Source organism: Microvirga aerilata, from assembly GCF_016743775.1.
In the GTDB taxonomy this organism is placed as follows: domain Bacteria; phylum Pseudomonadota; class Alphaproteobacteria; order Rhizobiales; family Beijerinckiaceae; genus Microvirga; species Microvirga aerilata.
The window spans coordinates 1-23855 of sequence record NZ_JAEQMY010000063.1; the positions used below are offsets into that span (position 1 = coordinate 1).

At 63.7% G+C, this 23855-nt stretch carries 18 protein-coding genes and 1 pseudogene; 11 read left to right on the plus strand and 8 right to left on the minus strand.

Annotated elements, in window-relative coordinates; genetic code table 11:
- Positions 1-231, plus strand: a pseudogene (locus JKG68_RS33725) (hypothetical protein); the annotation flags it as partial.
- 79 nt (positions 232-310) lie between these two features.
- Here JKG68_RS33725 and JKG68_RS24465 read toward each other — a convergent pair.
- The gene (locus JKG68_RS24465) at positions 311-2152 is read right to left on the minus strand and encodes a glycosyltransferase family 2 protein (RefSeq protein WP_202063953.1); all 1842 of its coding nucleotides are present in this window, start codon (positions 2150-2152) and stop codon (positions 311-313) included.
- Positions 2153-2334: 182 nt separating this feature from the next.
- On the opposite strand from JKG68_RS24465, the gene JKG68_RS24470 reads away from it, so the two are divergent.
- Positions 2335-5493 carry a tetratricopeptide repeat protein gene (locus JKG68_RS24470; RefSeq protein WP_202063954.1) on the plus strand — a complete coding sequence of 1053 codons (3159 nt, stop codon included), beginning with the start codon at positions 2335-2337 and terminating at the stop codon, positions 5491-5493.
- Between the two features lie 11 nt (positions 5494-5504).
- Here the strand turns inward: JKG68_RS24470 and JKG68_RS24475 are convergent, their stop codons facing one another.
- The 3 genes from JKG68_RS24475 to JKG68_RS24485 form a co-directional block, all read right to left on the minus strand.
- Positions 5505-5804: a hypothetical protein gene (locus JKG68_RS24475; protein WP_202063955.1), complete on the minus strand. Its 300-nt coding sequence runs from the start codon at positions 5802-5804 to the stop codon at positions 5505-5507.
- 107 nt (positions 5805-5911) lie between these two features.
- A complete protein-coding gene (gene rhaI, locus JKG68_RS24480) occupies positions 5912-7207 on the minus strand; it encodes an L-rhamnose catabolism isomerase (RefSeq protein WP_202063956.1) in 1296 nt (431 codons plus the stop codon).
- A 19-nt stretch (positions 7208-7226) separates the two neighbouring features.
- Complete coding sequence (locus JKG68_RS24485) at positions 7227-9323, minus strand: bifunctional rhamnulose-1-phosphate aldolase/short-chain dehydrogenase (RefSeq protein WP_202063957.1); 2097 nt, start codon at positions 9321-9323, stop codon at positions 7227-7229.
- A 196-nt stretch (positions 9324-9519) separates the two neighbouring features.
- Between JKG68_RS24485 and JKG68_RS24490 the strand changes: the two genes are divergently transcribed.
- From JKG68_RS24490 to JKG68_RS24520, 7 genes are all read left to right on the plus strand, one after another.
- A complete protein-coding gene (locus JKG68_RS24490) occupies positions 9520-10332 on the plus strand; it encodes a DeoR/GlpR family DNA-binding transcription regulator (RefSeq protein ID WP_202063958.1) in 813 nt (270 codons plus the stop codon).
- Between the two features lie 37 nt (positions 10333-10369).
- Positions 10370-11365, plus strand: a complete 996-nt coding sequence (gene rhaS, locus JKG68_RS24495) for a rhamnose ABC transporter substrate-binding protein (protein ID WP_202063959.1) — start codon at positions 10370-10372, stop codon at positions 11363-11365.
- A gap of 84 nt (positions 11366-11449) precedes the next feature.
- Positions 11450-12979, plus strand: a complete 1530-nt coding sequence (locus JKG68_RS24500) for a sugar ABC transporter ATP-binding protein (RefSeq protein WP_202063960.1) — start codon at positions 11450-11452, stop codon at positions 12977-12979.
- Positions 12980-12994: 15 nt separating this feature from the next.
- Positions 12995-14011, plus strand: a complete 1017-nt coding sequence (locus tag JKG68_RS24505) for an ABC transporter permease (RefSeq protein WP_202063969.1) — start codon at positions 12995-12997, stop codon at positions 14009-14011.
- Positions 14008-15054 (plus strand): ABC transporter permease, encoded by a 1047-nt coding sequence (locus JKG68_RS24510; RefSeq protein ID WP_202063961.1) that lies wholly within the window; start codon positions 14008-14010, stop codon positions 15052-15054. The genes JKG68_RS24505 and JKG68_RS24510 overlap by 4 nt, the downstream gene beginning before the upstream one ends.
- A complete protein-coding gene (rhaM, locus tag JKG68_RS24515; RefSeq protein ID WP_202063962.1) occupies positions 15051-15374 on the plus strand; it encodes an L-rhamnose mutarotase in 324 nt (107 codons plus the stop codon). The genes JKG68_RS24510 and rhaM overlap by 4 nt, the downstream gene beginning before the upstream one ends.
- A 5-nt stretch (positions 15375-15379) precedes the next feature.
- Positions 15380-16747 carry an FGGY-family carbohydrate kinase gene (locus tag JKG68_RS24520; protein ID WP_202063963.1) on the plus strand — a complete coding sequence of 456 codons (1368 nt, stop codon included), beginning with the start codon at positions 15380-15382 and terminating at the stop codon, positions 16745-16747.
- A gap of 19 nt (positions 16748-16766) precedes the next feature.
- On the opposite strand, the gene JKG68_RS24525 is transcribed toward JKG68_RS24520, so the two are convergent.
- The 4 genes from JKG68_RS24525 to JKG68_RS24540 all read right to left on the minus strand — a co-directional run bounded on the left by JKG68_RS24525 (position 16767) and on the right by JKG68_RS24540 (position 21356).
- On the minus strand, positions 16767-17747 hold the full coding sequence (locus tag JKG68_RS24525) for an ABC transporter permease (protein ID WP_202063964.1): 981 nt from the start codon (positions 17745-17747) through the stop codon (positions 16767-16769).
- A 5-nt stretch (positions 17748-17752) separates the two neighbouring features.
- The gene (locus JKG68_RS24530; RefSeq protein ID WP_202063965.1) at positions 17753-18760 is read right to left on the minus strand and encodes an ABC transporter permease; all 1008 of its coding nucleotides are present in this window, start codon (positions 18758-18760) and stop codon (positions 17753-17755) included.
- Positions 18753-20279 carry a sugar ABC transporter ATP-binding protein gene (locus JKG68_RS24535; protein WP_202063966.1) on the minus strand — a complete coding sequence of 509 codons (1527 nt, stop codon included), beginning with the start codon at positions 20277-20279 and terminating at the stop codon, positions 18753-18755. Before JKG68_RS24535 ends, JKG68_RS24530 begins: the two co-directional genes overlap by 8 nt.
- 99 nt (positions 20280-20378) lie before the next feature.
- On the minus strand, positions 20379-21356 hold the full coding sequence (locus JKG68_RS24540; RefSeq protein ID WP_202063967.1) for an ABC transporter substrate-binding protein: 978 nt from the start codon (positions 21354-21356) through the stop codon (positions 20379-20381).
- A 115-nt stretch (positions 21357-21471) separates the two neighbouring features.
- On the opposite strand from JKG68_RS24540, the gene JKG68_RS24545 reads away from it, so the two are divergent.
- Entirely contained in the window at positions 21472-22665 is a 1194-nt protein-coding gene (locus JKG68_RS24545) for a LacI family DNA-binding transcriptional regulator (protein ID WP_246515814.1), read from the plus strand.
- Between the two features lie 82 nt (positions 22666-22747).
- Positions 22748-23584, plus strand: a complete 837-nt coding sequence (locus tag JKG68_RS24550; RefSeq protein ID WP_202063968.1) for a phytanoyl-CoA dioxygenase family protein — start codon at positions 22748-22750, stop codon at positions 23582-23584.
- Positions 23585-23855 lie beyond the last annotated feature (271 nt).

Here is a 23855-nt window from a genome sequence, read left to right on the forward strand (position 1 = left end):
GGGCTAACCCACAACGAGACCCGCTCGTGGCACGGTTGGCATCGGCACGTGTCGCTGGTGATGCTGGCGTTTGCCATAATGGCGGTGGTGCGCGAGCGCGCCAACTCTCACCCGTCACCCCAAAAAAGAAGCGACGCGGCCAAGCTGCAGCGTTGGTACGCTGGTCTGTCCAGGAAATCCGCCGCGTGGCCACACGCCTCCAGCAACGCCGGATCGAGCCCGCCCTTGTGATCGCCTGATCCGCCTGGAGACGAGCGCATCAGGCCATGGCGCAAGCCTCACATCGCAAACGAAGGGTGCAACTGTAGTGCTATGGCGTCGCGCCTTCCACGATAGCCGCCTCGAATTCCGGATCGGGCTGCCAGAATGCCGCCCGGATGATCGGCAGCATCGACAGCGCATTGCTGAAGCCCCATAGGGTGTTGGCGATCATGGCCCCGAGCGTATAGCCCTCGCGGCCTGTCGCATAGGCGGTCCAGCCCCAGGCCAGGCCCGCCATGGTGACGACAACCAGCGCGATCTGCCATCTGACCAGACGGCCATAGGTTCCGATCTGCCGGTCCTTCGGGGTCACCGGGAAGGAGATCTTGCGCCCTCTGACCACAGCCCAAAGAGCCTGGAGACTTAAGGGGAACATGGCCAGATACCAGGCCCGTCCCTTGGCATTCGAGTTGCCCCACATGGCCACGAGCTGGGAGAGCTCGTTGAACAGCAGGAAGGGGGCGATGTGCAGGAAGAAGTCGAGCGAATACCCTGCAACGGGAGCAATGCCGGTGAACAGAAAGACGATGGGCGAGACCAGGAAGACGATGTTCCACAGCGGCGCGAGATATGAGTAGAACGTCGAGCCGTACATGAGCTTCTGCGGCAGCGTCAGTCCGCGGCGGATCAGCGGATTGTCGTGGGCCAAGATGTCCAGGGTGCCGCCCGCATACTTGAACCGCTGGATCGTCCAGCTGAGGAGATCGTTGGGCGACAGCATCTTGGCCTGGACGACCGGGTGCAGAACCGACTTCCATCCCCGCTCGCGGTCGCTGTGCAGCACGATGGACGTGTAGATGTCCTCGGACACGTGGAACTTATAGGGCTGGAACTCCTCTTCCAGCGCGCTCTGCCAGCGCATCACGTCGCTGATCGAGTCCATGATGGCTTGCTCGCCGGTGATTTGACGGGCAGCTTTTTCGTTGCGTCCGGCCGCCGCCGCCACATGATCCGACCATTGCCGCAGCGCCGCCTCCATCACGGCCTCGCGGCGGTGAATCGAGCCCGCGCCGCAGCAGAAGCTCGCATTGGCCCAGTTCCTGCGCCTCAGGATTACGTCGAAGAACAGCTGCGGGTCGTTGGCGAAGGGGTCTTCTCCGAGCTGCACCGGCCCGAAGACCCGCTCGAATGCCTTGCCGATGCCGCGTCCCAAGGCTCCCAGGCGTCTCCCAAGCGCTGCGGGCAGCGGCACCCCCGGGGGGATATCGTAGAACCAATGGGGCGTCTGAACCCAGGCGACCTTCGGGTCCCGGAAGTAGCCGAGCGTCTCCTCCAGGAAGGTCGGGAAGGGGTGCATGTCGGCGTCGCAGATCAGGATGAAATCGCCCGAGGTCGACGTCATGGCATTGCGCAGATTGCCGGCCTTGAAGCCCACATTGTCGGAGCGGGTGATGTAGTTCACCCCTTCCTCCCGGGCGACCGCCTCCATGGCGGGCCGCTTGCCGTCGTCCAGCACATGAACCTGAACGGTGATCGGATGCGGGTATCTCAGCTTCTTGGCTTCCTGCAATCCCACACGAACGAGTTCCGGATCCTCGCTGTAGGTGGCGAAGAACACGTCCACCGCCACGGGCCGGTCCGGCATGTCGGGATCGTCCGTGCAGTCACGAACGCTCACCGGGAGCGCTCCGCGGGTGGGGGACTTTGCGGACCAGAGGTTGGCGGTGAACAGCACGAGGCCGATGAAGGAGCCCGTCTCGGCAATCAGAAGCGGGATCGAGAACCACAAGGCGTCGTAGTTCATGGAGCCGAGCCACCGCCATCCCAGGTACCACGTTCCGAAAACGAGGCTCGCCGTGCAGAGAAACTGCCATACCGTCTCGTGAAGAGGCGAATAGGGCAGCGGAGTCCACGGGGTCTGGGTCTGGAAGCGGGAGGCGTAGCGGGGCAAGAAAGACGTCTCCGAAGGATAGAAGGGGCCGAAGCTTCTGGCGAAAGAAAGGATCTAGGCTATTTTCCCGGAAGGGAAGCTCAGCAAAAGGGTGACCTGACGAAAGGCGATCTTTACCTGCTATAAGGCTAAATTCCAGATACTGATCCCTCCTATTCACCCCGATTCGAGACTCCGAGACGATGCACCACCGCAGGCTTGCCTATCGTATGCGTTTAGCAAGCCTAATCGTGCTGTGCGGCCTTGGCTTTGGCATTGGTGCAGCTCACGCCCAATCGCCGGACGAGTTGGTGGAGCAGGCGCGTCAGGCTGCCTCGACCAACGAGAACAGGGACGCGGCCCGTCTCTTCGAGCAGGCCATCGCGCTCGCGCCCGAGCGCCGCAACGAACTGCTGCTCGAATATGCCGACCAGATCGCCTATTCCGGCAGGCCCGCCGAGGCTGTTCCCCTTTATCGCGAGCGGCTGGCCGATCCTGCCCTCGAGGCGTCGACCCGCGAGCGCGCCGAGCGCGGTCTGGCCTTCGCATTGCTGTGGGGCAGCCGGTTCCCAGAGGCCGTGACGGCATGGGAGGCCCGTCTTCGAGCGGATCCAGCCAGCGACGAGGCCAGGAAGGCTTTGTCCGATGCCCTGGTCGGCGCCGCGCGGCAAACGGCGGAGCGCTCGGAAAATGCCAATGCGGCTTCGCTTTTTGCCCGCGCCATCGAGACGGCACCCCAGCGCCGCCAGGAGCTGCTGCCGGAATTTGCGGATCAGACAGCCTATGCCGGCCAGCCTGCCCAGGCGGTCCCGCTCTATCGCGAAGCCATGCGCGACGGCAGCCTCCCAGAGGATCGGCAGCGGCGCCTGAGGCGTGGTCTCGCATTCGCCCTGCTCTGGAGCGGGCAGTTTCCGGCAGCGGTGACGGCCCTCGAAGAGGTGGTCCGCCAAGCGCCCGATGATGCTCAGGCGAGGCAAGGGCTTGCCGATGCCCGCGCAGGTGTGACCCGACAGGCAGCGCCGGCGACGCCCAATGCCCAGGCCACCCCAGCCCCTGCGCCGGCCGCGCCAGCTTCTCCGGCGGATGCCGCCATTGCGGCCGCTCGCGAGGCCGCCGGTCGTGGCGCGAACAAGGAAGCTGTTTCGCTGTTCGAGCGCGCGATCTCGCTCGATCCCGCAAAGCGGGGCCAGATCGGGCGCGAATACGCCGATCAGCTCGCATATTCCGGCGAGCCGGGTAGGGCGGTTCCGGTTTATCGGGAGGTTCTGTCCCGCAGGGAGCTTCCGGACCCTGAGCGCCAGCAGGCAAACCGGGCGCTGGCGTTCGCCCTCTTGTGGAGCAGCCAGTTCCAACAGGCCATCGACGCCTGGGATGCCATCCTGCAGGGTAATCGCGTGGATGCGGAAGCCCGCAAGGCGCTCTCGGACGCCTTTGTCGGCGCGGCCCGGCAATCGGCGCAGCGGACCCGTAATGCGGACGCGGCCTCGTTCTTCCGCCGGGCTATTGAGACGGCGCCTCAGCGCCGTCAGGAACTGCTGCCGGAATATGCCGACCAGATCGCCTATTCGGGAGATCCGGCGCGGGCGGTGCCGCTGTACCGGGAGGCGTTGCGGGACGGACAGCGTCCTGAAGCGGAGCGCCGCCGCGTCAGGCGCGGTCTCGCCTTCGCCCTCCTGTGGAGCAACCAGTTCCGGGAGGCCATTGGCGCCTGGCAGCCCATCTTCCGGGAAAACCCGAGGGATGAGGAAGCCCGCAAAGCATTCTCGGACGCCCTCGTGGGGGCCGCCCGCCAAGCGGCCGGGCAAACGCGCAACGCCGAAGCAGTAAACCTGTTCGAGCGTGCGCTCGCAGTCATGCCGGGCCGCCGCAGGGAGCTGCTGCGGGAATATGCCGAGCAGGTTCTCTATGCCGGGCAGCCGCTCAGGGCGATCCCGCTGTTCCAGGAAATCCTGCAGCGGGCCGATCTCAGTCCCAAGGAGCAGCGGGACGCCAGGCTCGGTCTTGCCCGAGCGCTCGCCTGGAGCAGTCAGCAGAAGCTCGCCATTCCGGTCTTCAGCGAGATCCTGGCTCTCGACCCGAGGGATATCGAGGCCCTGGTCGGGCGCGGCAACGCGCTCAACGACATCACCGAGCACAAACCTGCTCTTGCGGATTTCGAGGTCGTGCTGGCCCTGCAGCCGAGCAACGTGGAGGCTATCAGGGGCGCGGCAACAGCCGAACGCTCCATGGGGCTTCCTCGCGCAGCCCTGGCGCGAGTCGAGCCGCTCATCGCCAGCGGAGACCGAAACCCGGCAACCCTGTTCATTGCCGCTCAGGCGCGGCAGGAGATGGGGCGCCCCGACCTGTCGGAGGGCTATGCGCGGGCGCTTCTGGCCGTGAAGCCGGGTGACGAGGGCGCGCAGCGCCTCCTAGAGCAGCTCTACCTCGAGCGCCGCCCGCTGACCCAGGTCGAGGGTTGGTATGCCCGCCGCTCGGACGATCTCGCGATCTGGTCCCTCCAGGCTTCGCATGAGCTGACCGTCAACCAGGGCCTGACGAAGTTCGGGCCGCAAGCGCGCATGATGCGCTACCGCGGCGACGATTTTCCGAGCGTCGACATCTACAGCATCGGCATCTCGGGCCGGCACCGGTTCGACGATTTCCTGGAGTTCAAATCGTCCCTCTTCCTGAATTTCGAGGAGGAAAGCCGCCGGAATGTTCCGGAGCAGCCTGAGGATAACGACGTCACCTTCACGCATGAGACCACCTTGAGCCTCATCCCGTCGGATCTTCTCAGGTTCGACCTGAACCTCGCGCGCCGCTACGCGGACGAGAACACGCGCTCGATCGTCAACGACATCCTGGCGGACGATATCGGTCTGTCGGTGGATGTGACGCCGGACAACGCGACCCGCTTCAGCGGCCGGGCGCTCTACAGCCACTATTCAGACGACAACGAACGGGCCTGGGGTCAGCTTGAATTCGCCAAGCGCTTCACGGCCAATCCCTATCTGTGGCTCGGCGCGCGCTATACGGCGTTCGACTTCGAGAAGGTCGTCGACAGGGGCTACTGGAATCCGGACAACTACCAGTCCCTGGAAGCCAGCGTGCACTTCTATGGCACGCTTGCCGACAAGTGGTGGTTCGATATCCAGGGAGCGGCGGGGTATGCCTGGAGCGAGCCCGGCGATGGGGGCTTCGTCTCGTCGGCGACGGCGCGCCTGACCTACAACTTCGATCCGCGGGCATCGTTTGCCCTTTATGCCAGCCACCTGATTTCATACGCCCGCTCGTCGGAGGACGATGGTAACTTCACATCCAACGAGGACGAGGAGCCTTTCAGCCGCTGGTCCGTCGGCGGGCAGTTGCGGGTTCGCTGGTAAGGCTTGAGCCTTTAGGGCGCGCTTTGTGCCGCGCGAGTCCTCTTGAGGGCTTCGGCGAGCTTGCCCATGTTCCAGCCCCGGAACTGCATGCTCTTCGGCCGGCTGTAGTCATACTGGGCAGCATCGCGGTAGGCTTGGAGTTCGTCCAGAGCCTGCTCCATGAGCACTGCTGCCTTTTCGAGCGATTGGCGCCTGCCGCTGTCTAATTCTTGGGCAATCGCCGCCAGAAGCCGTCCCTTGACCTCGGCCTCAGGGGTGACGAGATCTTCCCGGGACGGAAGACCCGGCAGAGGGTAATGGTCGACTCTCATCCTGCCTTCTCCAGAATGCTTGTGCATAGCAGCCCACTGCAGGAAAGCAAAATCCATGCCATTGTCTGGAGCCGCCCCGCATGCGAAGGCAGGCGCGCTCCACGGCATCAGACGATGCCGCTGCTCCCTCCGGCGACGGCCGGCCGGGCCTTGCCCACGGTGGCGCGATAGCCGCTGGACCGATAGGCGGCGATCGGATCGATGGCGCCGCCGGCGTTCAGGCGCGCCATCGCCAGGATTGGCTCCACATCCGTGCGGAAGGCATCCTTCAGGGTCTCGGACGCCATGAGCGCATCGTTCGATTCCTGGTAGCTCTCGAGCGCCTTGCGGTCCACGAGCAGAGCCTGCGCATAGGCGCGCCTGATCTCGTTGGCGCTGCGGATCAGGCTCTCGATGGGATCCGTCACGTTGTGCGACTGATCGATCATGTGAGCCGGATGGAAATTTTCCGCGTTCCGGTGCTCGGCCTCGACCAACTCGTTGAAGACGAGGAAGAGGCGATAGGGATCGATGGAGCCCGCATCGAGATCGTCGTCGCCATATTTCGAATCGTTGAAGTGGAAGCCGCCGAGCTTTTTGAACTGGATCAGGCGGGCAACGATCATCTCGATATTGACGTTCGGCGCATGATGGCCGAGATCCACAAGGCAGAACGCTTTCTCGCCCAACTCCGTGGCGATGAGGTAGTTGGTGCCCCAATCCTGCACCACGGTGGAGTAGAATGCGGGCTCGTACATTTTGTGCTCGGAGAAGATGCGCCAGTCGCCCGGAAGGCGCTTGTAGATCGCCTTCATGGAATCGAGGTAGCGCTCGAAGCTCCGGGTGAAATCGGACTGACCGGGGAAGTTGGACCCGTCCCCGATCCAGACGGTTAGCGCCTTCGACCCGAGAGCCTCGCCGATCTCGATGCACTCGATGTTGTGCTCGACGGCCTGCTGACGGGTGGCCGCGTCGGTGTGGCTCAGCGAGCCAAACTTGTAGCTCCGCTCCTGGCCCATCGCGTCCGAGAAGGTGTTGGAGTTCATGGCGTCGAAGCCGAGGCCCAGCGCATCGCCATGAGACTTGAGGCGCTTCGGATCGTCAACCTTGTCCCACGGGATATGCAGGGAAACGGTCGGTGTGGCGCGGGTGAGCTCATGGATCACAGCGCAGTCCTCGAGCTTGTCGAAGATGTTGCGCGGCTCGCCTTGTCCAGGAAACCGCGCGAAGCGGGTTCCGCCGGTGCCCACGCCCCAGGAGGGCACTGCGACGAAGAACTGTGCCACCTTGTCGGTGATCGCCTCGATGCTGATGCCGCCTCGCGCGAGCTTGTCGCCGAGGGCTTCGTAATCGGCCTTCAGGGTGTTCCCACGCTTCTCGTTGTCGGCAGCCAGTATGCCGGCTGCGATCTTCTGTTCTGTCATCGTTTCCTCCCGGCCGATCTTACCGCGTGAACGAGGTCGCGTTGCCGGCATCCACGTTGATGATGTTGCCCGTCGATTTCGCCGAAACATCGGACGCGAAGAAGTAGATGGCCTCGGCAATGTCCTCCGGGAACACGTTCAGCTTGAGAAGCGAGCGCTTGCGGTAGTGCTCCTCCAGCTCGTCGACCGCGAGCTTGGACGAGGCGGCCCGCTGCTCGCGCCATTCGCCGCTCCAGATCTTGGAGCCGCGCAGCACCGCGTCGGGATTGACGGTATTGACGCGAATGCCTTCCTCGGCACCCTCCAGGGCCAAGCAGCGGGCGAGATGGATCTCGGCCGCCTTGGCGGTGCAATAGGCCGCGGCATTGGGCGAGGAGGCGAGGCCGTTCTTGGACGACACGAAGATGACGTTGCCTCCCAGCTTCTGGCGCCGGAACAGCCGGAAGGCTTCGCGGGAGACCAGGAAGTAGCCCGTCGCCAGAATGTCGATGTTCCGGTTCCACATGGCGAGATCCGTATCCTCGATAGGCGCCGACGAGGCGATGCCCGCATTGGAGACGAGGATGTCGATGCCGCCGAACGCGACGGATGCTTCGACAAAGGAGGACAGCACTTCCGGCTCGCTGGTGACGTCCAGCCTCACGCCCCGGACGGAGTCCTGGCCGAAGCGCTTGCCGAAATCCTCCACTGTTGCGGTGAGTGCTTCCTGATCGATGTCCGCCAGCACCACGCAGGCGCCCTCATCCACCAGACGCTCGGCCGTGGCGCGCCCGATGCCGCCTGCACCCCCGGTGATGAAGGCCACGCGACCTGCAAGGCTCTTCGGCTTCGGCATGCGCTGGAGCTTTGCCTCCTCCAAAAGCCAGTACTCGATGTCGAACGCCTCCTGCTCGGGAAGTCCCTGATACTCCGACACCGAGGAGGCGCCGCGCATCACGTTGATGGCATTGACGTAGAACTCGCTTGCGATGCGCGCCGTGGCCTTGTCGCGGGCGAAGGACAGCATGCCGACGCCCGGGATCAGGAAGATCACCGGGTTGGGATCGCGCATCTTCGGGCTGTTCGGGTGCCGGCATGCCTCGTAATAGCGCGTGTAGTCGGCGCGGTAGGCATCGAGGGCCGCGTCGAGGCCTGCAACGATGGCATCCACGTCCGGAGCCTTCGGGTCGAAATCGACCACGAGCGGGCGGATCTTCGTGCGCAGGAAATGATCCGGGCAGCTGGTGCCGAGCTGGGCGAGGGGTTTCAGGTTCGCGGAGTTGACGAACTCCAACACGGCCTCCTGATCGTCGAAATGACCGAGCTTGCGCTCAGCCCTGCCGATCTTGCCGCGGATCTCCGGCATGAGGCGGGCTGCGATCTTGCGGCGCTCGTCGGCCGAGAGGCTGGACGCGACGGCGCCGCCGAAAGCAGACTTGCCGGCCGTGGTTTCGGCAAACCAGTGAATGGCCTGATTGATGATGCGCAGCGTCAGCTCGTAGCAGCCCTTGGCCGTGTCGGCCCAGGTGAAGAGGCCGTGGCTCTCGAGCACCACGCCCTTTGCATGAGGGTTGGCCTTCACGAACGCTTCGAGGTCAAGGCCGAGCTGGAAGCCCGGACGGCGCCAGGGGAGCCAGCCGATCTCGTCACCGAAGATCTGTTGCGTGAGTTCCCGCGAGTTCCTGGAGGCCGCAACGGCAATGATCGCGTCCGGGTGCATGTGGTCGACATGCTTGTAGGGCACGAAGCCGTGGAGCGGCGTGTCGATGGAGGCCGCACGGGTGTTCAGGTTGAAGGTCGCGTGGGGAAGGAACCCCACCATGCGGTCCTCGTCCTCGACGCCTCTGTAGAGGGACTTCAGGGAACTGAGCTTGTCCATGTAGAGGGTGGCGAAGCCATCGAGCTTGATGGTGCCCACATCTCCGCCCGAACCTTTCACCCAAAGCACTTCCACTATCTCGCCGGTGAGCGGATCGGTTTCCATGACCTTGGCCGAGGTGTTGCCGCCGCCGTAGTTCGTGATCCGCTTGTCGGCGCCCAGAAGGTTCGAGCGATAGAGCAGGAGGCCGGGCTCATCGAGGCTGGCGGCCTTCGCGTCATCCCATTTGTTCTCCAGCAGCTTGACGGCTTTGGTCACTTGATCCTCCTGCCAGTAATGCTTTGCGTGGGTGCCCGCACGGCCCACCGATCCAAGTCAGCTATGACCGATCACTTCTGTTAGCGTCAATCGCATTCAATCATAATCTGTCAAATTATGATCTGATACGAAAGTTTATGACTGGCAATGATTGACGCTGAGCGCATCTGGGCGGACAAAAGAGAACGGAGGAGCCATGCACGAACGTGAACGGCACCGGATCATCCTGAGCGTTGTCCAGGAAAGGCCGGTCGCGACGATCCAGGACCTGATGGAGCTGACGGAAGCCTCCGAGGCTACGATCCGCCGCGACATCGCGGCTCTTCATGTGCAGGGGCGCCTACGCAGAGTCCGGGGCGGTGCAGAGGCCCTGCATCCACAGCAGATCAGCCCTCTGGCCGCAAAGCCGTTCCGCATTTCGGAGGGCGAGAACACAGCCAAGAAGCGGGCTATCGCCCGGGAGGCCGTGGCGCTTTGCAGCGAGGGCGACGCCATCATCATCAACGGCGGCACCACCACCTTCCAGATGGTGCACTACCTCGCCAATCGCCGGCTTCAGGTCTTCACCAACTCCTTTGCGATCGCCGAGCACCTGGTGAAGCATTCGAAGAGCCAAGTGATGCTGCCGGGCGGCTCGGTCTATCGGGACCAAAGCATCATCCTTTCGCCCTTCGACAATGACGTGACACGCAATTTCTATGCGCGCCGAATGTTCATGGGAGCCCAGGGCGTCGGTCCGCTCGGCGTGATGGAGCAGGATGCGCTGATCATTCAGGCCGAGCAGAAGCTGATCAACCAGGCCGACGAGCTGGTTCTTCTGGTGGATTCGACAAAATTCCAGCGCCGCTCCAGCCTGATTCTCTGCTCTCTCGATCGCGTCTCCACCCTGATCACGGACGACGCCATACCGGATCAGGCGAGAGCGATGATCGAGAATGCAGGGATCAAGCTCGTGGTCGCCGCAACGACGGGAACCGAGCGGGAAGAGAAATCCTCGTCGGCGGCCTGAAGGTCTCCGGCAGGTGTTTTGAAGAGGGAGGAAGACAATGAAAATGCTTGCAAAACTAGCTGTCGGAACGGCACTGGGCCTGGCCCTGCTGTCGGGCGCCGCCAGCGCCCAGACCGTGAAGATCGGCCTTGTGGCGAAGTCCCTCGGCAATGGCTTCTTTGAAGCGGCCAACAAGGGCGCTCAGGAAGCCGCGAAGGAGCTCGGCGGCGTCGAGGTGATCTATACGGGCCCGACCAGCACCACGGCCGAAGGCCAGATCGAAGTCATCAACGCTCTCATCGCCCAGAGGGTCGATGCGATTGCGATCTCCGCCAACGATCCCGATGCCGTCGTGCCTGCCCTCAAGAGGGCTGCACAGCGCGGCATCAAGGTCATCTCGTGGGACTCCGCGGTCGGCAAGGACGGGCGCATCGTGCACCTGAATCCGTCCTCGAACGAGCTGATCGGCAACATGTGCCTGAAGCTTGCGGCCTCGCACCTGCCGGACGGCAAGGGCGATTTCGCCATCCTGTCGGCCACCTCCACCTCGACCAACCAGAACACCTGGATTGCCGAGATGAAGAAGCTGCTACCGAAGTATCCGGGCCTGAACCTCGTCACGACGGTTTATGGCGATGACCTTGCCGACAAGAGCTACCGCGAGGCTCAGGGCCTGCTGAAGTCCCATCCGAACGTGAAGGTGATCGTCGCCCCGACCACGGTCGGCGTGCTGGCAGCCTCTCAGGTCGTCAAGGATGCCGGCAAGATCGGGCAGGTCTACGTGACCGGCCTTGGGCTGCCGTCCGAGATGGCCGGCGCGGTGCATTCCGGCGCCACGAAGGAATTCGCGATCTGGAACCCGATCGATCTCGGCTATTCCGCGACGCAGATCGCCTATCGCCTCGTCAAGAAGGAGACGGAAGGCAAGCCGGGCTCCGAGATCAATGCCGGCCGCATGGGCAAGATCAAGATCGGCGACAACGGCGAGGCCGCCATGGCCGACCCCTTCGTCTACGACAAGAAGAACGTCGATGAATTCGCCAAGATCTTCTGAGGCCTGGATCCTCCGGGATCCGAGCATCTGAGACCGGGACGGCGTGGGCTTTTCCACGCCTTCCTTGCCCCTCTGGATCGTTCCATGACGCTACCCATGCCTGCAGCCGAACCCTTTGCCGGGAATGATGTGCCGATCATGGAGATGCGCGGCATCTCCAAGGCGTTTCCGGGCGTCAAGGCGCTCGACGATGTCGAGATTTCACTCCATGCGGGCTCCGTCACGGCCCTTATCGGCGAGAACGGCGCGGGCAAGTCGACGCTCGTCAAGATCCTGACAGGCATCTACCAGCCCGACAGCGGCGAGATCGTCATCGATGGACGCCCGGTGCAGTTCGGCAGCGCCGAGGCTGCCATCCGCGGCGGGATCACGGCGATCCATCAGGAGACGGTTCTCTTCGACGAGTTGTCCGTTGCCGAGAACATCTTTCTGGGGCATGTGCCGCGCACCCGGTTCGGCCTCGTCAACTGGAAGGCCATGAATGCGCGAGCGGCGGCGCTGCTGCATTCCATCGATGCGCCGATCAGCCCTTATACCCGACTGAAGGACCTTTCGATCGCGCAGCGCCATCTGGTGGCCATCGCCCGCGCCCTGTCGGTCGAGGCGCGGGTGGTCATCATGGACGAGCCGACCGCAGCGCTCTCCCACAAGGAAGTGGAGGACCTGTTCCGCATTATCGAAAGGTTGAAAGGGCAGGGCAAGGCCATCCTGTTCATCAGCCACAAATTCGAGGAGGTCTACGGGGTCGCCGACAGGTTCGCGGTCTTCCGCGACGGCCGCTCCATCGGCTCGGGCCTGCTTGCGCAAACCAGCCAGGACCAGATCGTCCGCATGATGGTCGGACGCTCCGTCGAGCACGCCTTCCCCAAGGTTGACGTGGCCATCGGCAGCACGGTGCTGAAGGTGTCCGGCTACTCCCATCCCACCGAGTTCGACGATATCTCCTTCGAGTTGCGTCGCGGCGAAATCTTCGGGATCTATGGGCTTGTAGGGGCAGGGCGCTCCGAATTCTGCCAGGCGCTCTTCGGCGTCACCCGGCCGAGCGCCGGAACGGTCGAACTGGAAGGCCGGCGCATCGACGTGCGTTCACCGTCGGACGCGGTGGCGGCCGGCATCGTGTATGTGCCGGAAGAGCGCGGCCGCCACGGCGCCGTGCTGCAGATGCCGATCTTCCAGAACATTTCCATGCCGTCGCTCTCCAGGACGACCCGCGCGGGCTTCCTGCGTCAGGCCGAGGAATTCGCCATGGCGCGACGTTATGCCGAGCGGCTGGACCTGCGCGCGGCGGCGCTCTCCGTGCCTGTCGGCAACTTGTCCGGCGGCAACCAGCAGAAGGTGGTGATCGGCAAGTGGCTGGCGACGAAGCCCAAGGTCATCATCCTGGACGAGCCGACCAAGGGCATCGACATCGGCTCCAAGGCCGCGGTGCATGCCTTCATGAGCGAACTCGCGGGCGAGGGCCTGAGCGTGATCATGGTTTCGTCCGAACTCCCGGAGATCCTTGGCATGTCGGACCGCGTCCTTGTGATGCGCGAAGGGCGCATGGCCGGAACATGGAACCGAGCGGATCTCGATGCGGAGACGCTTGTTCGCGCCGCCACAGGCAATGCGTGATTGGAAAGCCGAATGATGAGCCGCCTTCTCAAACACCGTGAACTCCTGCTGGTTGCGATCATCGTCGCCCTCGTCGCCGCCTTTGCCTACCGGGCGCCCGGCTTCGCCTCGCCGGAGAGCCTTGCCAACATCTTCAACGACACCTCGATCCTGATCATCCTGGCCTTGGGGCAGATGGCGGTGGTCCTGACCAGATCCATCGACCTGTCGGTTGCCGCCAACCTGTCGTTTACCGGCATGGCGATTGCGATGATCAACGCCGCTTTTCCTGAGATCCCGCTGGCCATTCTCATCGCGGCGGCGCTGGGCATCGGCGCGATGCTGGGTGCCATCAACGGACTGCTTGTCTGGAAGGTGAACATCCCACCCATCGTGGTGACGCTTGGCACGCTCACGATCTACCGCGGCATGGCTTTCGTGCTGTCCGGGGGAACCTGGGTCAACCAGAACCAGATGACGCCGGACTTTCTGAACGCACCTCGCCTGCCTGTTCTCGGGCTGCCTCTCCTGAGCTGGACAGCCATTCTGGTGGTCGTGGTCATGGTCGTGCTTTTCACCCGCACGGTGTTCGGCCGAGCGCTTTATGCATCGGGCGGCAATCCGACGGCTGCGCTCTATGCGGGCATCGATGTCGGGCGCACCCGCTTCTTCGCCTTCGTGCTCTCCGGTGCCCTTGCGGGCCTGTGCGGCTATCTCTGGGTTTCACGCTATGCGGTGGCCTATGTGGATATCGCCGTAGGCTTCGAACTCGACACGGTTGCGGCCTGCGTGATCGGCGGCATCTCGACCCTCGGCGGCATCGGCACCATTGCCGGCGCGGTGCTGGGCAGCCTCTTCCTCGGCGTGATCAAGAATGCGCTGCCGGTAATTGATATCTCGCCCTTCTGGCAGATGGCGATCTCCGGGCTCGTGATCATCATCGCCGTAACATTCAATGCAAGGCAGGAGCGGCGCAAAGGCCGCATGATCCTGCGTGATGCCGCCAAGAGCCGGGCCAGACCGTCCGAGCTTGCCGAAGGAGCCGCCGCATGACCGCGCTCGTCGTCGACACGCCGCCCCCGCGGCGGATTCCCGACAGGCTCTCCACCCCGTTCCGGAGGCTGCTCGGCAGCTGGGAGGTGCTCCTGCTGGCGGTGACCATCGCCATCTTCATTGCCAACTCCCTGGCCTCGCCGCATTTCCTCGATCCGTGGAACCTGTCGGACGCGACCTACAACTTTACCGAAAAGGCGATGATCGCCTTCGCCATGACGCTGCTGATCATTTCCGGCGAGATCGACCTGTCGGTGGCCGCGATTATCGCCCTTGCTTCAACCGCCATGGGAGCCGCCGCACAGGCGGGATTCGGCACTCCCGCCCTGGTCAGCGTCGGTCTCGGCGTCGGCCTTCTCTGCGGCGCATTCAACGGCTTGCTGGTCGCCCGTGTCGGCCTGCCGTCCATCGTGGTCACCATCGGCACCATGAGCCTGTTCCGCGGCATTGCGCAGATCGTGCTCGGAGACCAGGCCTATGGTGGCTATCCCGCGAGCTTCGCCTGGTTCGGGCAGGGCTACATGTCGGATTTCCCCTGGTGGCCGGCTCTGCCGGTTTTCGAAGTGATCACCTTCGAGATGGTCGCCTTTGTGTGTGTTGCCCTCGTCTTCGGCATCCTGCTGCATCAAACCGCCTTCGGCAGGCGCGTCTACGCCATCGGCAACAATGTCTTCGCGGCCCAGTTTTCCGGCATTCCCGTCGAGCGCACCAAATTCGTCCTGTTCCTCCTCACCGGCCTGATGAGCGGCTTCGCCGCCGTCTGCCTCACCTCGCGCCTCGGCTCGACCCGTCATACCATCGCGGCCGGATGGGAGCTCGAGGTCGTCACCATGGCGGTTCTCGGCGGCGTGAGCATTCTGGGCGGCTCGGGCACCATTCCGGGGGTGGTGCTGGCTGCCATCGTCATGGGTCTCGTGACCTTCGGCCTGGGGCTTCTCAACGTGCCGGGCATCGTCATGTCCATCTTCATCGGCCTGCTGCTGATCCTCGTTATCGCCCTGCCGATCGTGTTCCACCGCATCCGCTCAAGGGCCGCCGCATGAGTGCCAGGGAAAAATATGCGTTCACGATGCAGCTCAATCCCGGCATGGAGGAGGAGTACCGCCGCCGTCACGACGAGATCTGGCCAGAACTGGTGGCGCTCCTGAAAGACGCAGGCGTCGAGGACTACTCCATCCATCTCGACCGCGAGACCGGAGTCCTGTTTGCCGTTCTCTGGCGGCCGGCCGATCACGCCATGGCGAACTTGCCCGACCATCCCGTGATGAAGCGCTGGTGGGCTCACATGGCCGACATCATGGCGACGAACCCTGACAACTCGCCCGTGGAAAAGCCGCTCGCCACCGTGTTTCACATGGCGTGAGACTCATGAAGGTTGCGGTGCTCGACGTCGGCAAGACGAACGTCAAAGGGGTGATCGTCGATCTCGATTCAGGCCTGGAGATCGCTGCGCGCACGATGCCCAACAGGGTTCTGACTGATGGGCCTTACCCGCATTTCGATGTGGACGGGATCTTCACGTTCTTTGTCGACTGCCTCAGAGATTTCAGCACTGGACACGCCTTTGAGGCCATCTCGGTTACGGCCCACGGCGCCAGCGGCGCGCTCTTGGGCGATGACGGCTTGGCCCTGCCGGTCCTGGATTACGAATTCCGCTACCCCGCCGGGATCGATGCGGCCTACGATCAGATCCGACCTGACTTCTCGCAAACCTTCTCGCCGCGATTGCCGGGAGGGCTGAATCTCGGCGCCCAGCTGCATTACCAGAAGAGCGCTTTTCCCGACGCCTTTGCGGCGGCGAGAGCAATCGTCACCTATCCGCAGTACTGGGGCTGGCGACTGACCGGCCGCGCCGCCACCGACGTGACGTCCCTGGGCTGCCATACGGATCTATGGATGCCGCGCGAGGGCAGGTTCTCCGCGCTCGTCGACAGGCTGGACATTGCCGGCAAGGTGGCTCCTGTCGGGAAGCCTTTCGACGTGCTGGGTTATGTGACCGAAGGCGTCGCAGCACAGATCGGGCTCGATCGTCCCATGCCGGTCTATTGCGGCATTCACGATTCCAACGCCTCTCTGCTGCCGCACCTCTTGCAGCGGAAGGCGCCGTTTTCCGTGGTTTCGACCGGGACCTGGGTGGTGCTCTTTGCCGTCGGCGGCGACCTCGATCGCCTCGACCCGACCCGGGACACGCTCGCCAACGTGGATGCCTATGGACGTGCCGTGCCCTCCAGCCGCTTCATGGGAGGGCGGGAGTTCGAGCTTTTGACGAGAGGCGGAGGAGCGGCAACGCCGGAGGCGGTCAGACGGGTTGTCGAAGAGGGCATCATCGTCACTCCGAGCGTCGTGCCGGGAAGCGGTCCCTATCCTCATGCCGCTCACCGCATCCTGAATGCCGTCGATGGCCTGACCCAGGACGAAGCCTATGTGGCGGCATCGCTTTATGAAGCCCTGATGACGGCAACCTGTCTCGATCTGACAGGTGCTGCGGGTCCCATCGTGGTCGAGGGCCCCATCGCCCGCAACGGGCTCTTCATCGAAGCGCTTGCAAAGGCGAAGAAGCGGCCTGTGATCGCGGTCGGCAACGCGACAGGCACGTGCTTGGGGGCAGCGATGCTGGCGGGCTCCAGCTCTGCCCGTAAGACTGGGGAGCCGGACCAGGCACCTGTCGCCACAAATCTTCTTCCCCGCGATTTCGAGCGCTACTGCACCCTCTGGCACGAGGCCGTTCCGGCTTAGCGGGATCTGCCGCGCCCGATCAGGGATGGGCGTCCTCGGTGCGGGATGCAAGCTTTGCCTGCACGGCTACGACAACCAGGAGGAGCGCTCCGCGGATCACCGACTGCCAATAGGCGGACAGGCTGATCCATCCCAAGCCATTTTCGAAGTTGAGGATGTTGAAGATCAGCCCCAAGAGCAGCACGCCGACCAGGGTCGTGCCGACGGAGCCGACGCCGCCGGTGAGCAGGGTGCCCCCGACCACTACCGACGCGATGGCGAAAAGCTCCCAGCCCACGCCCTCGATGGGCTGGCCCGCGCCGAACTGCGCTGCAAGGATCACACCCGCGAGGCCCGCCAGGGCTCCGCTCGCCATGTAAACCGACGCCTTCACGCGGTTCGCCGGCAGACCCATCAGGCGCGTTGCATCCTCATTGCCGCCGATTGACAGCACCGTGCGGCCGAACGACGTGAAGTTGAGAACGACCGATCCGGCCAGATAGGCGATGAGGGCGATCCAGGCCGGCGCTGGAAATCCGAGAACGTCCCCCTGCCCAAGCTCGATGAAGGCGGTATCGTAGGAGACGGAAACGGACTGGTTGCCGGCCAGCAGCAGCGCACAGCCGCTGGCTGCCAGCATCGTGGCGAGCGTTGCGATGAAGGGCAGGATGTTGAGGCGGGTGATCACAAAGGCGTTGATGGCACCCACCACCAGACCGGCCAACAGGCCTCCGAGCAGCCCCGGCACCAATCCATAGGGCGACAGCATCGCGGCAACGACGCTCCCTAGGGCGGCCGTCGAGCCGACGGACAGGTCGATGCCGCCCGTGATGATGACGAAGCACATGCCCAGCGCCACGAGGGCGAACATGCTGTTGTACCGCAGCACGGTCAGCACATTGAAGCTTCCAAGAAAATTCTCGTAGCGCAGCCAGCCGAACAGGATCAGCAGGAGGAGGGCGATGAGAACGCCGTAGCGGCCTATGCCGCGAAACAGCTGCAGGGTGTTGAGATTGTTCATGCGTGTCACCCCTGGCTCGGACGCTGGAGCCACACGGCCAGAACGATGATGGCGGCCTTGGCCACAAGAGCCGCCGCATCGGGAACGCCGTTGGCCAGCAGGGTGTAGCGGACAAGCTGGATGATCAGCGCGCCAAGCAGGGTTCCGATCACCGTCGCCCGCCCACCGGTCAGGAGCGTGCCTCCGACGGCGACGGCCGCGATGGCATCGAGCTCCATGCCGAGGCCCACGAGATTGGCGTCGGCGGCCGAGTTGCGCGCGATCACGATGAGACCGGCAATGCCGGAGAGCAGCCCGCTGATCAGATAGACCTTGCGCTTGACGGAGACGACCGGGATGCCGGCAAGCCGCGCTGCCCGCTCGTTCCCGCCAACCGCCAGAATCTGGCGGCCGAACACCGTCCGCCGCAGCATCCAGGCTGCGGCGAGCACGATGACGATCATCAGCACGGCTTGAAATGGAATGCCGAACACGCGTCCCAAGCCGATGAACTGGAACTCGGGCGTCTTGAACGGCTGAAGGTTGCCGTTGGTCATCACCTGCGCGATGCCGCGTCCGGCGATGAACAGCACGAGGGTTGCGATGATCGGCTGGATCCGCAGGCGCGTGATGAGCCAGCCGTTGAACCAGCCGAAGGCTCCCGCCACCAGCACCGGCACCACGAAGGCAAGGGCGATCCCGAGCGCATAGGGCAGGGGAAGGATCTTGCCCATGAAGATCAGGGGAGCAAGGGACCCGGCAATCGCCATCAGGGAGCCGACCGACAGATCGATGCCGCCGGTCGCGATGACGAGCGTCATGCCGACGGCGACGATCACGATGGCGCAGACCTGGGTCAGGTTGACGTTCAGGGTCTGCCACGTGGCGAAGTTCGGCGTGAAGGCCAGGTTGAACAGGATGAGAAGCGCCAAGGCGATCCAGGCGCCGTGACGTGCCAGGGAGTGCGCGCTGAGAAGGGCGGGGCCCTTGGCCGGGTCCTTGGTGGCCGGATGGGTGGTCGCGCTGTCAGCCATGAGCCTGCTCCCGAGGCTTGTCGTGTCCATGCGCCATGGCGGCCATGACGGCCTGCTCGCTCACGTCCTCCCCCTTCAGTTCGGCGACGGTCTGCCCGTCGCGAAGCACGAAGATCCGGCTTGCGGCCTCCACGATCTCCTCCAGCTCCGACGAGATCATCAGAACACCGAGGCCCTGGCCGGCGAGCTCGCGGACGAGGTTGAGGATCTCGGCCTTGGCTCCCACATCGATGCCGCGGGTCGGCTCGTCGAGGATCAGCAGACGGGGGTTCATGCAGAGCCAGCGGGCAAGCAGAACCTTCTGCTGGTTGCCGCCGGACAATTCGCGAATGCGCTGCTCGGGGCCAGAGCAGCGGATGCCGAGACGCTGAATGAAACGGTCCACGATCTCCCTGCTGCGGGCCTCGTCCACGATGCCCCGCCGGGCCAGTTGAGGCATGATGGCAAGCGTCAGGTTCTCGCGCACCGACATCTCGGGAATGATCCCTTCGAGCTTCCGGTCTTCTGAGAGAAACCCCATGCCGGCGCCGATCGCGTCGGCTGGCTTGGTGACCGACCCGTTGGATTTATCGAGGCTCACGGTTCCGGACTCCGCCCGGTCGGCGCCGAAAACCACGCGGGCCGACTCCGTCCGTCCGGAGCCGAGCAGGCCCGCAAGCCCCACGATCTCGCCCGGGCGAACGTCGAAGCTCACGTCCCGCACCTTGCGGCCGACCGCGAGGCGGTCCACCGTCAGGAGGGCATCTCGAGCGCCAGCCTCCATGTGGCTCTTGCCGCCGGCATGAAGCGCCTGGTTCAGCTCCCGTCCCAGCATGGTGGTGACGAGGTCGAGCTTGGACAGCTCGCTCATCCCGGCCATGCGCACCGTACGCCCGTCACGCATGATCGTGATGCGATCGCAGACGGCATAGAGCTCGTCGAGCTTGTGGCTTACGAAGATGACGGAGACGCCTGCCGCCTTGAGCTGGCGGATGACGTTGAAGAGAACCTCCACCTCCTTCTCGTCCAGGGAGGAGGTCGGTTCGTCCATGATGACGAGCCTCGCCTCGAAGCCGATGGCCCGTGCAATCGCCACCATCTGCTGAACCGCAGTCGGATAAGCCATGAGAGGGCGGCGCACGTCGAGCTTGATGTTGAAGCGCGCGAGCAGCGCCTCTGCCTCGCGATGCATGGCAGGCCAGTCAAGCAGGCCGAAGCGGCGGCGCTCCCGTCCCAGGCAGATGTTCTCCGTGACGGAGCGGTACGGCACCAGGTTGATCTCCTGGTAGATGGTGCTGATGCCGGCCTTCTGCGCATCCTGCGGAGCCGAAAAGTCTACGGGCTTCCCGTCGAAGAGGATCTCGCCGGCATCACGCTTGTAGTAGCCCGTCAGGATCTTGATCATGGTGGATTTGCCGGCTCCGTTCTGCCCGATGAGGGCATGAACTTCTCCGTGCCCAACCTCGAGCGAGGCCGAGCTGAGAGCCGGAATGCCGGCGAAGCGCTTGTCGATCCCGCGCATCGAGAGGAGGAAGGTCATAAGCATCCATCCGCTGGCCGGAGCAGTCGAAAAGGTTCCGCAGAACGATCAAGGACGCTGCCCGGCATGAGCGAGGCAGCGTCCTAAAATATTGGGCGCTTAGTACGCGTCGGCGATCAGCTGCCCGGCGTTCGACTTGTCGAAGAAACGGTCGGTGTTGATCACCCACGGCTCGATCTGCTCGCCCTTGGCATAACGGGCCATGGTCTCGAAAGCCTTCGGGCCGAACTTGGGATTGCACTCCACCGTCGCCAGCATCTTGCCGTCGATGATGGCCTGCAGGGCATCGCGCGTGCCGTCGATGGACACGATCTGCACGTCCTGGCCCGGCTTCTTGCCGGCCGCTTCGAGCGCCGAGATGGCGCCGATGGCCATTTCGTCGTTGTGGGCGTAGATCGCCGTGGCGCCAGGATGGGCCTGGAGCAGGGTCTCGGCCACCTGGCGGCCCTTGTCGCGGGCGAAGTCGCCGGACTGCGAGGCGATGATCTTCATGCCCAGCTTGTTCTTGATGTAATCCTCGAAACCCTTGCGCCGGTCGTTGGCAGGCGAGGAGCCCGTGGTGCCTTCGAGCTGGATGATCTGGGCCTTGCCGCCCGTGGCCTTGTCTAGCGCTTCGGCAGCGCGGCGGCCCTCATCCACGAAATCGGAGCCAATGAAGGTGACGTAGTCCTTGCCGGCCTTGGCAAGGCTCTGGTCCACGTTGCGGTCAAGCAGCACCACCGGAATGCCGGCCCTCTTGGCGGCCATCACGGCGGGGATCAGGGGCTTTTCCTCGCGGGGGGCCAGGAAGATCATGTCCACGCCCTGGGCGATCATCGAGTTCACGTCGGCAACCTGCTTAGCCGCGGAGCCTGCCGCATCGGTGTAGACGAGCTGATGGCCCAGCTTGGCAGCCTCGGCCTTCATGCTTTCCGTCTGCGCGATGCGCCAAGGGTTGTTCGATTCGGTCTGCGCGAAGCCGACCTTGTACTTGTCTTTCTGCTTGAGCTTGGGAAGCTCCTGCGCCGAGACGGCGCCGACACCGAGGGTAATGGCTGCAGCACTGGCTGCGAGAGCCAGAAAAGTCCTTCTGAGCATGCGTTCCTCCGAAAAAGGGATAGGTGCTTCTGTGTCACCTCGATGGGGATTGAACGCTTGCTAATTTTATTAGTCAAGTCATGATATATTAAGCTTTCAGAGGATCAGGGCGCCCATGCATCACGACGATCAGGTCAACTCGAAGCGCGGGCGCAAACCCCGGCAGGGTGGCCGTCGTCCCACGATGACCGACATTGCGCGCTTGGCGGGCGTCTCCCAGTCGAGCGTGTCGCTGGTGCTGAACAACATGTCGGGAGCACGGATTGCCGAGAGCACCCGCAGGCGGGTTCTCGAAGCTGCTCAGGCCATCGGCTACCGGCTCCAGACGCGTCGTATCGAGGCAGGCGAGGGGCAGCCCAAGATCATCGCCTATCTTGTGGACGAGATCTCGACGAGCCCTCATCCGGTGGTGAGCGTCGATGGCGCCCGTGACGCTGCCTGGGAGGCAGGTCATCTGATTTCCGTTCATGTCACGCGGGCAAATCCCGACCTGGAAGCCGCGACCCTCCGGGCGCTTCAAGCCGACAACGCCCTCCTCGGGGTCATCTACTCGACCATCTTCACGCGCAAGGTCGCTCTGCCGCCGGAGCTTCAGAATGTACCGACGGTTCTGCTCAACTGCTACACGGGCCAGAAGCAGCAGCCGTCCGTGATTCCGAGCGAGGTCGCAGGGGGCTTCACGGCCACGGAGTTCCTGCTGCAGCACGGTCATCGCCGGATGGGCCTGATCAATGGCGAGCCCTGGATGGACGCGTCGCGGGACCGCCTTAAAGGGTATCGCCAAGCGCTTGCTACGGCGGACGTGGCGTTCGACCCCGAGCTTGTACTCAATGGGGATTGGATGCCCGATACGGGCTATCGGAGAACCTATGAGCTGTTGCGTCTCAAGCGTCCGCCGACGGCTCTGTTCTGTGCGAACGATCTCATGGCTGTTGGCGCCATGGAGGCATTGGCGGAGCTGGGGATCGATGTTCCGGGCGAGATCTCGGTCATGGGCTACGACGATCAGGAGATCGCGCGCTACACACGTCCCGCTCTCTCGACCTGCATCCTGCCGAGTTACGACATGGGCCGCTGGGCGGCGGAGACGCTCATCGACATGGCTGCCCATGGGGGCGGCAAGCGAACGGTTCAGCTTAAGATGGACTGTCCCTTGGTGCCGCGCCGTTCCGTGGGCGCGCCATGCGCCGACATCGGCGCCGTGATCGCGAGAACCGCGGACCGCATCTTCCATGGACCGACCTCGAAGCCGGTTTATCGCAGCTTCTCCTGGAGCAGCTTGATACAGGAAGTCTCCAGCCCCGCTTGAGGCCAGCGTGCATCGGGAGCGGCGGTTGTGCGTTGAGTGTGTGAGTCCAACCTTTTAAAGCAGAAAACCTGAGGAAATGCCGATGAGTACACAAGCCAAGCTCGACCAGACCTACGATGTCACGGAGCATATCGAAACGCTCAACCGGGATGGCATCACGGGCCTGAAAGGCGCGTTCTCGCGGGAATGGGCGGAGCAGATGCGCGAGGACATGATGACCGCATTCTGGGACGCCATTCAGCGCCCCGGCGGTGCGGTAGGCCGTGGCCCCCGGCGCTGGTATGTGGAAATCCACCCCCAGGACTTCCGCGGCTTCGTCGACCTCATCACGCACCCTTGGGTGACGGGCATCTGCGAGTCCGTTCTGGGTCCTGATTATGAGATCGTCGAGATCGGGTTCGACGTGCCCATGCAGGGCGCCAAGAATCAGCCCTGGCACCGGGATTTCCCGTCCCCGCCCGAAAGCTACGAGCAGCGCCGCATCACCTCGCTCGCCTTCAACCTGACCGGCGTGGACGTCACCCAGGACATGGGTCCGTTCGAGGTGGCGCCCGGCACCCAATTTATCGACGGGCGTGAGTGGAAGTACGAGATGTTCCCGCCGCAGGAGATCTGGCCCCAATTCGCCGAGAAGGGCGTCCGCAAGTACCCGCAGATGGGCGACATCTCATGCCGCTCGGCTCTGACCATCCACCGCGGCACGGCCCACCCATCCCCGATCGCCCGGCCGGTGTTGGTGCTTGGCGTCGACGCGCCCGGCGCCGGACATGCGGCCCTTCACGACCTGATGGTGACCCAGGACTACTACGACGCGCTGCCGCAGTCCGCACGGGATCATCTGGTGTGCCGCGTGGTCGATAAGCTCATTCCCGTGACGCAGAAGCACGACATCGAAGGTTTGGTGATGGGAACGGAATAAGGGCGCCCAAGCCTTATCAAGACTGATATGATCAAGCCCCCGATTGTTGAAATCGGGGGCTTGATGTTATTTGTTGCCTTGTCGGGGAGCGATCTACCGGTGCGCTCTTGTGAGGGCCAGACCGTCGAGCCTAGACCCAAAATTCTCCAATTTTGATAACGCATGACAATAGCCGCAATGCCGCAAGCTTCTAGCTGTCTGGATGCGAGACCTCCTTGGCGGCAGCGACGACTTGGAGGGCTGGTGGCAAAGCGTCTGGATCGGGTGGCTT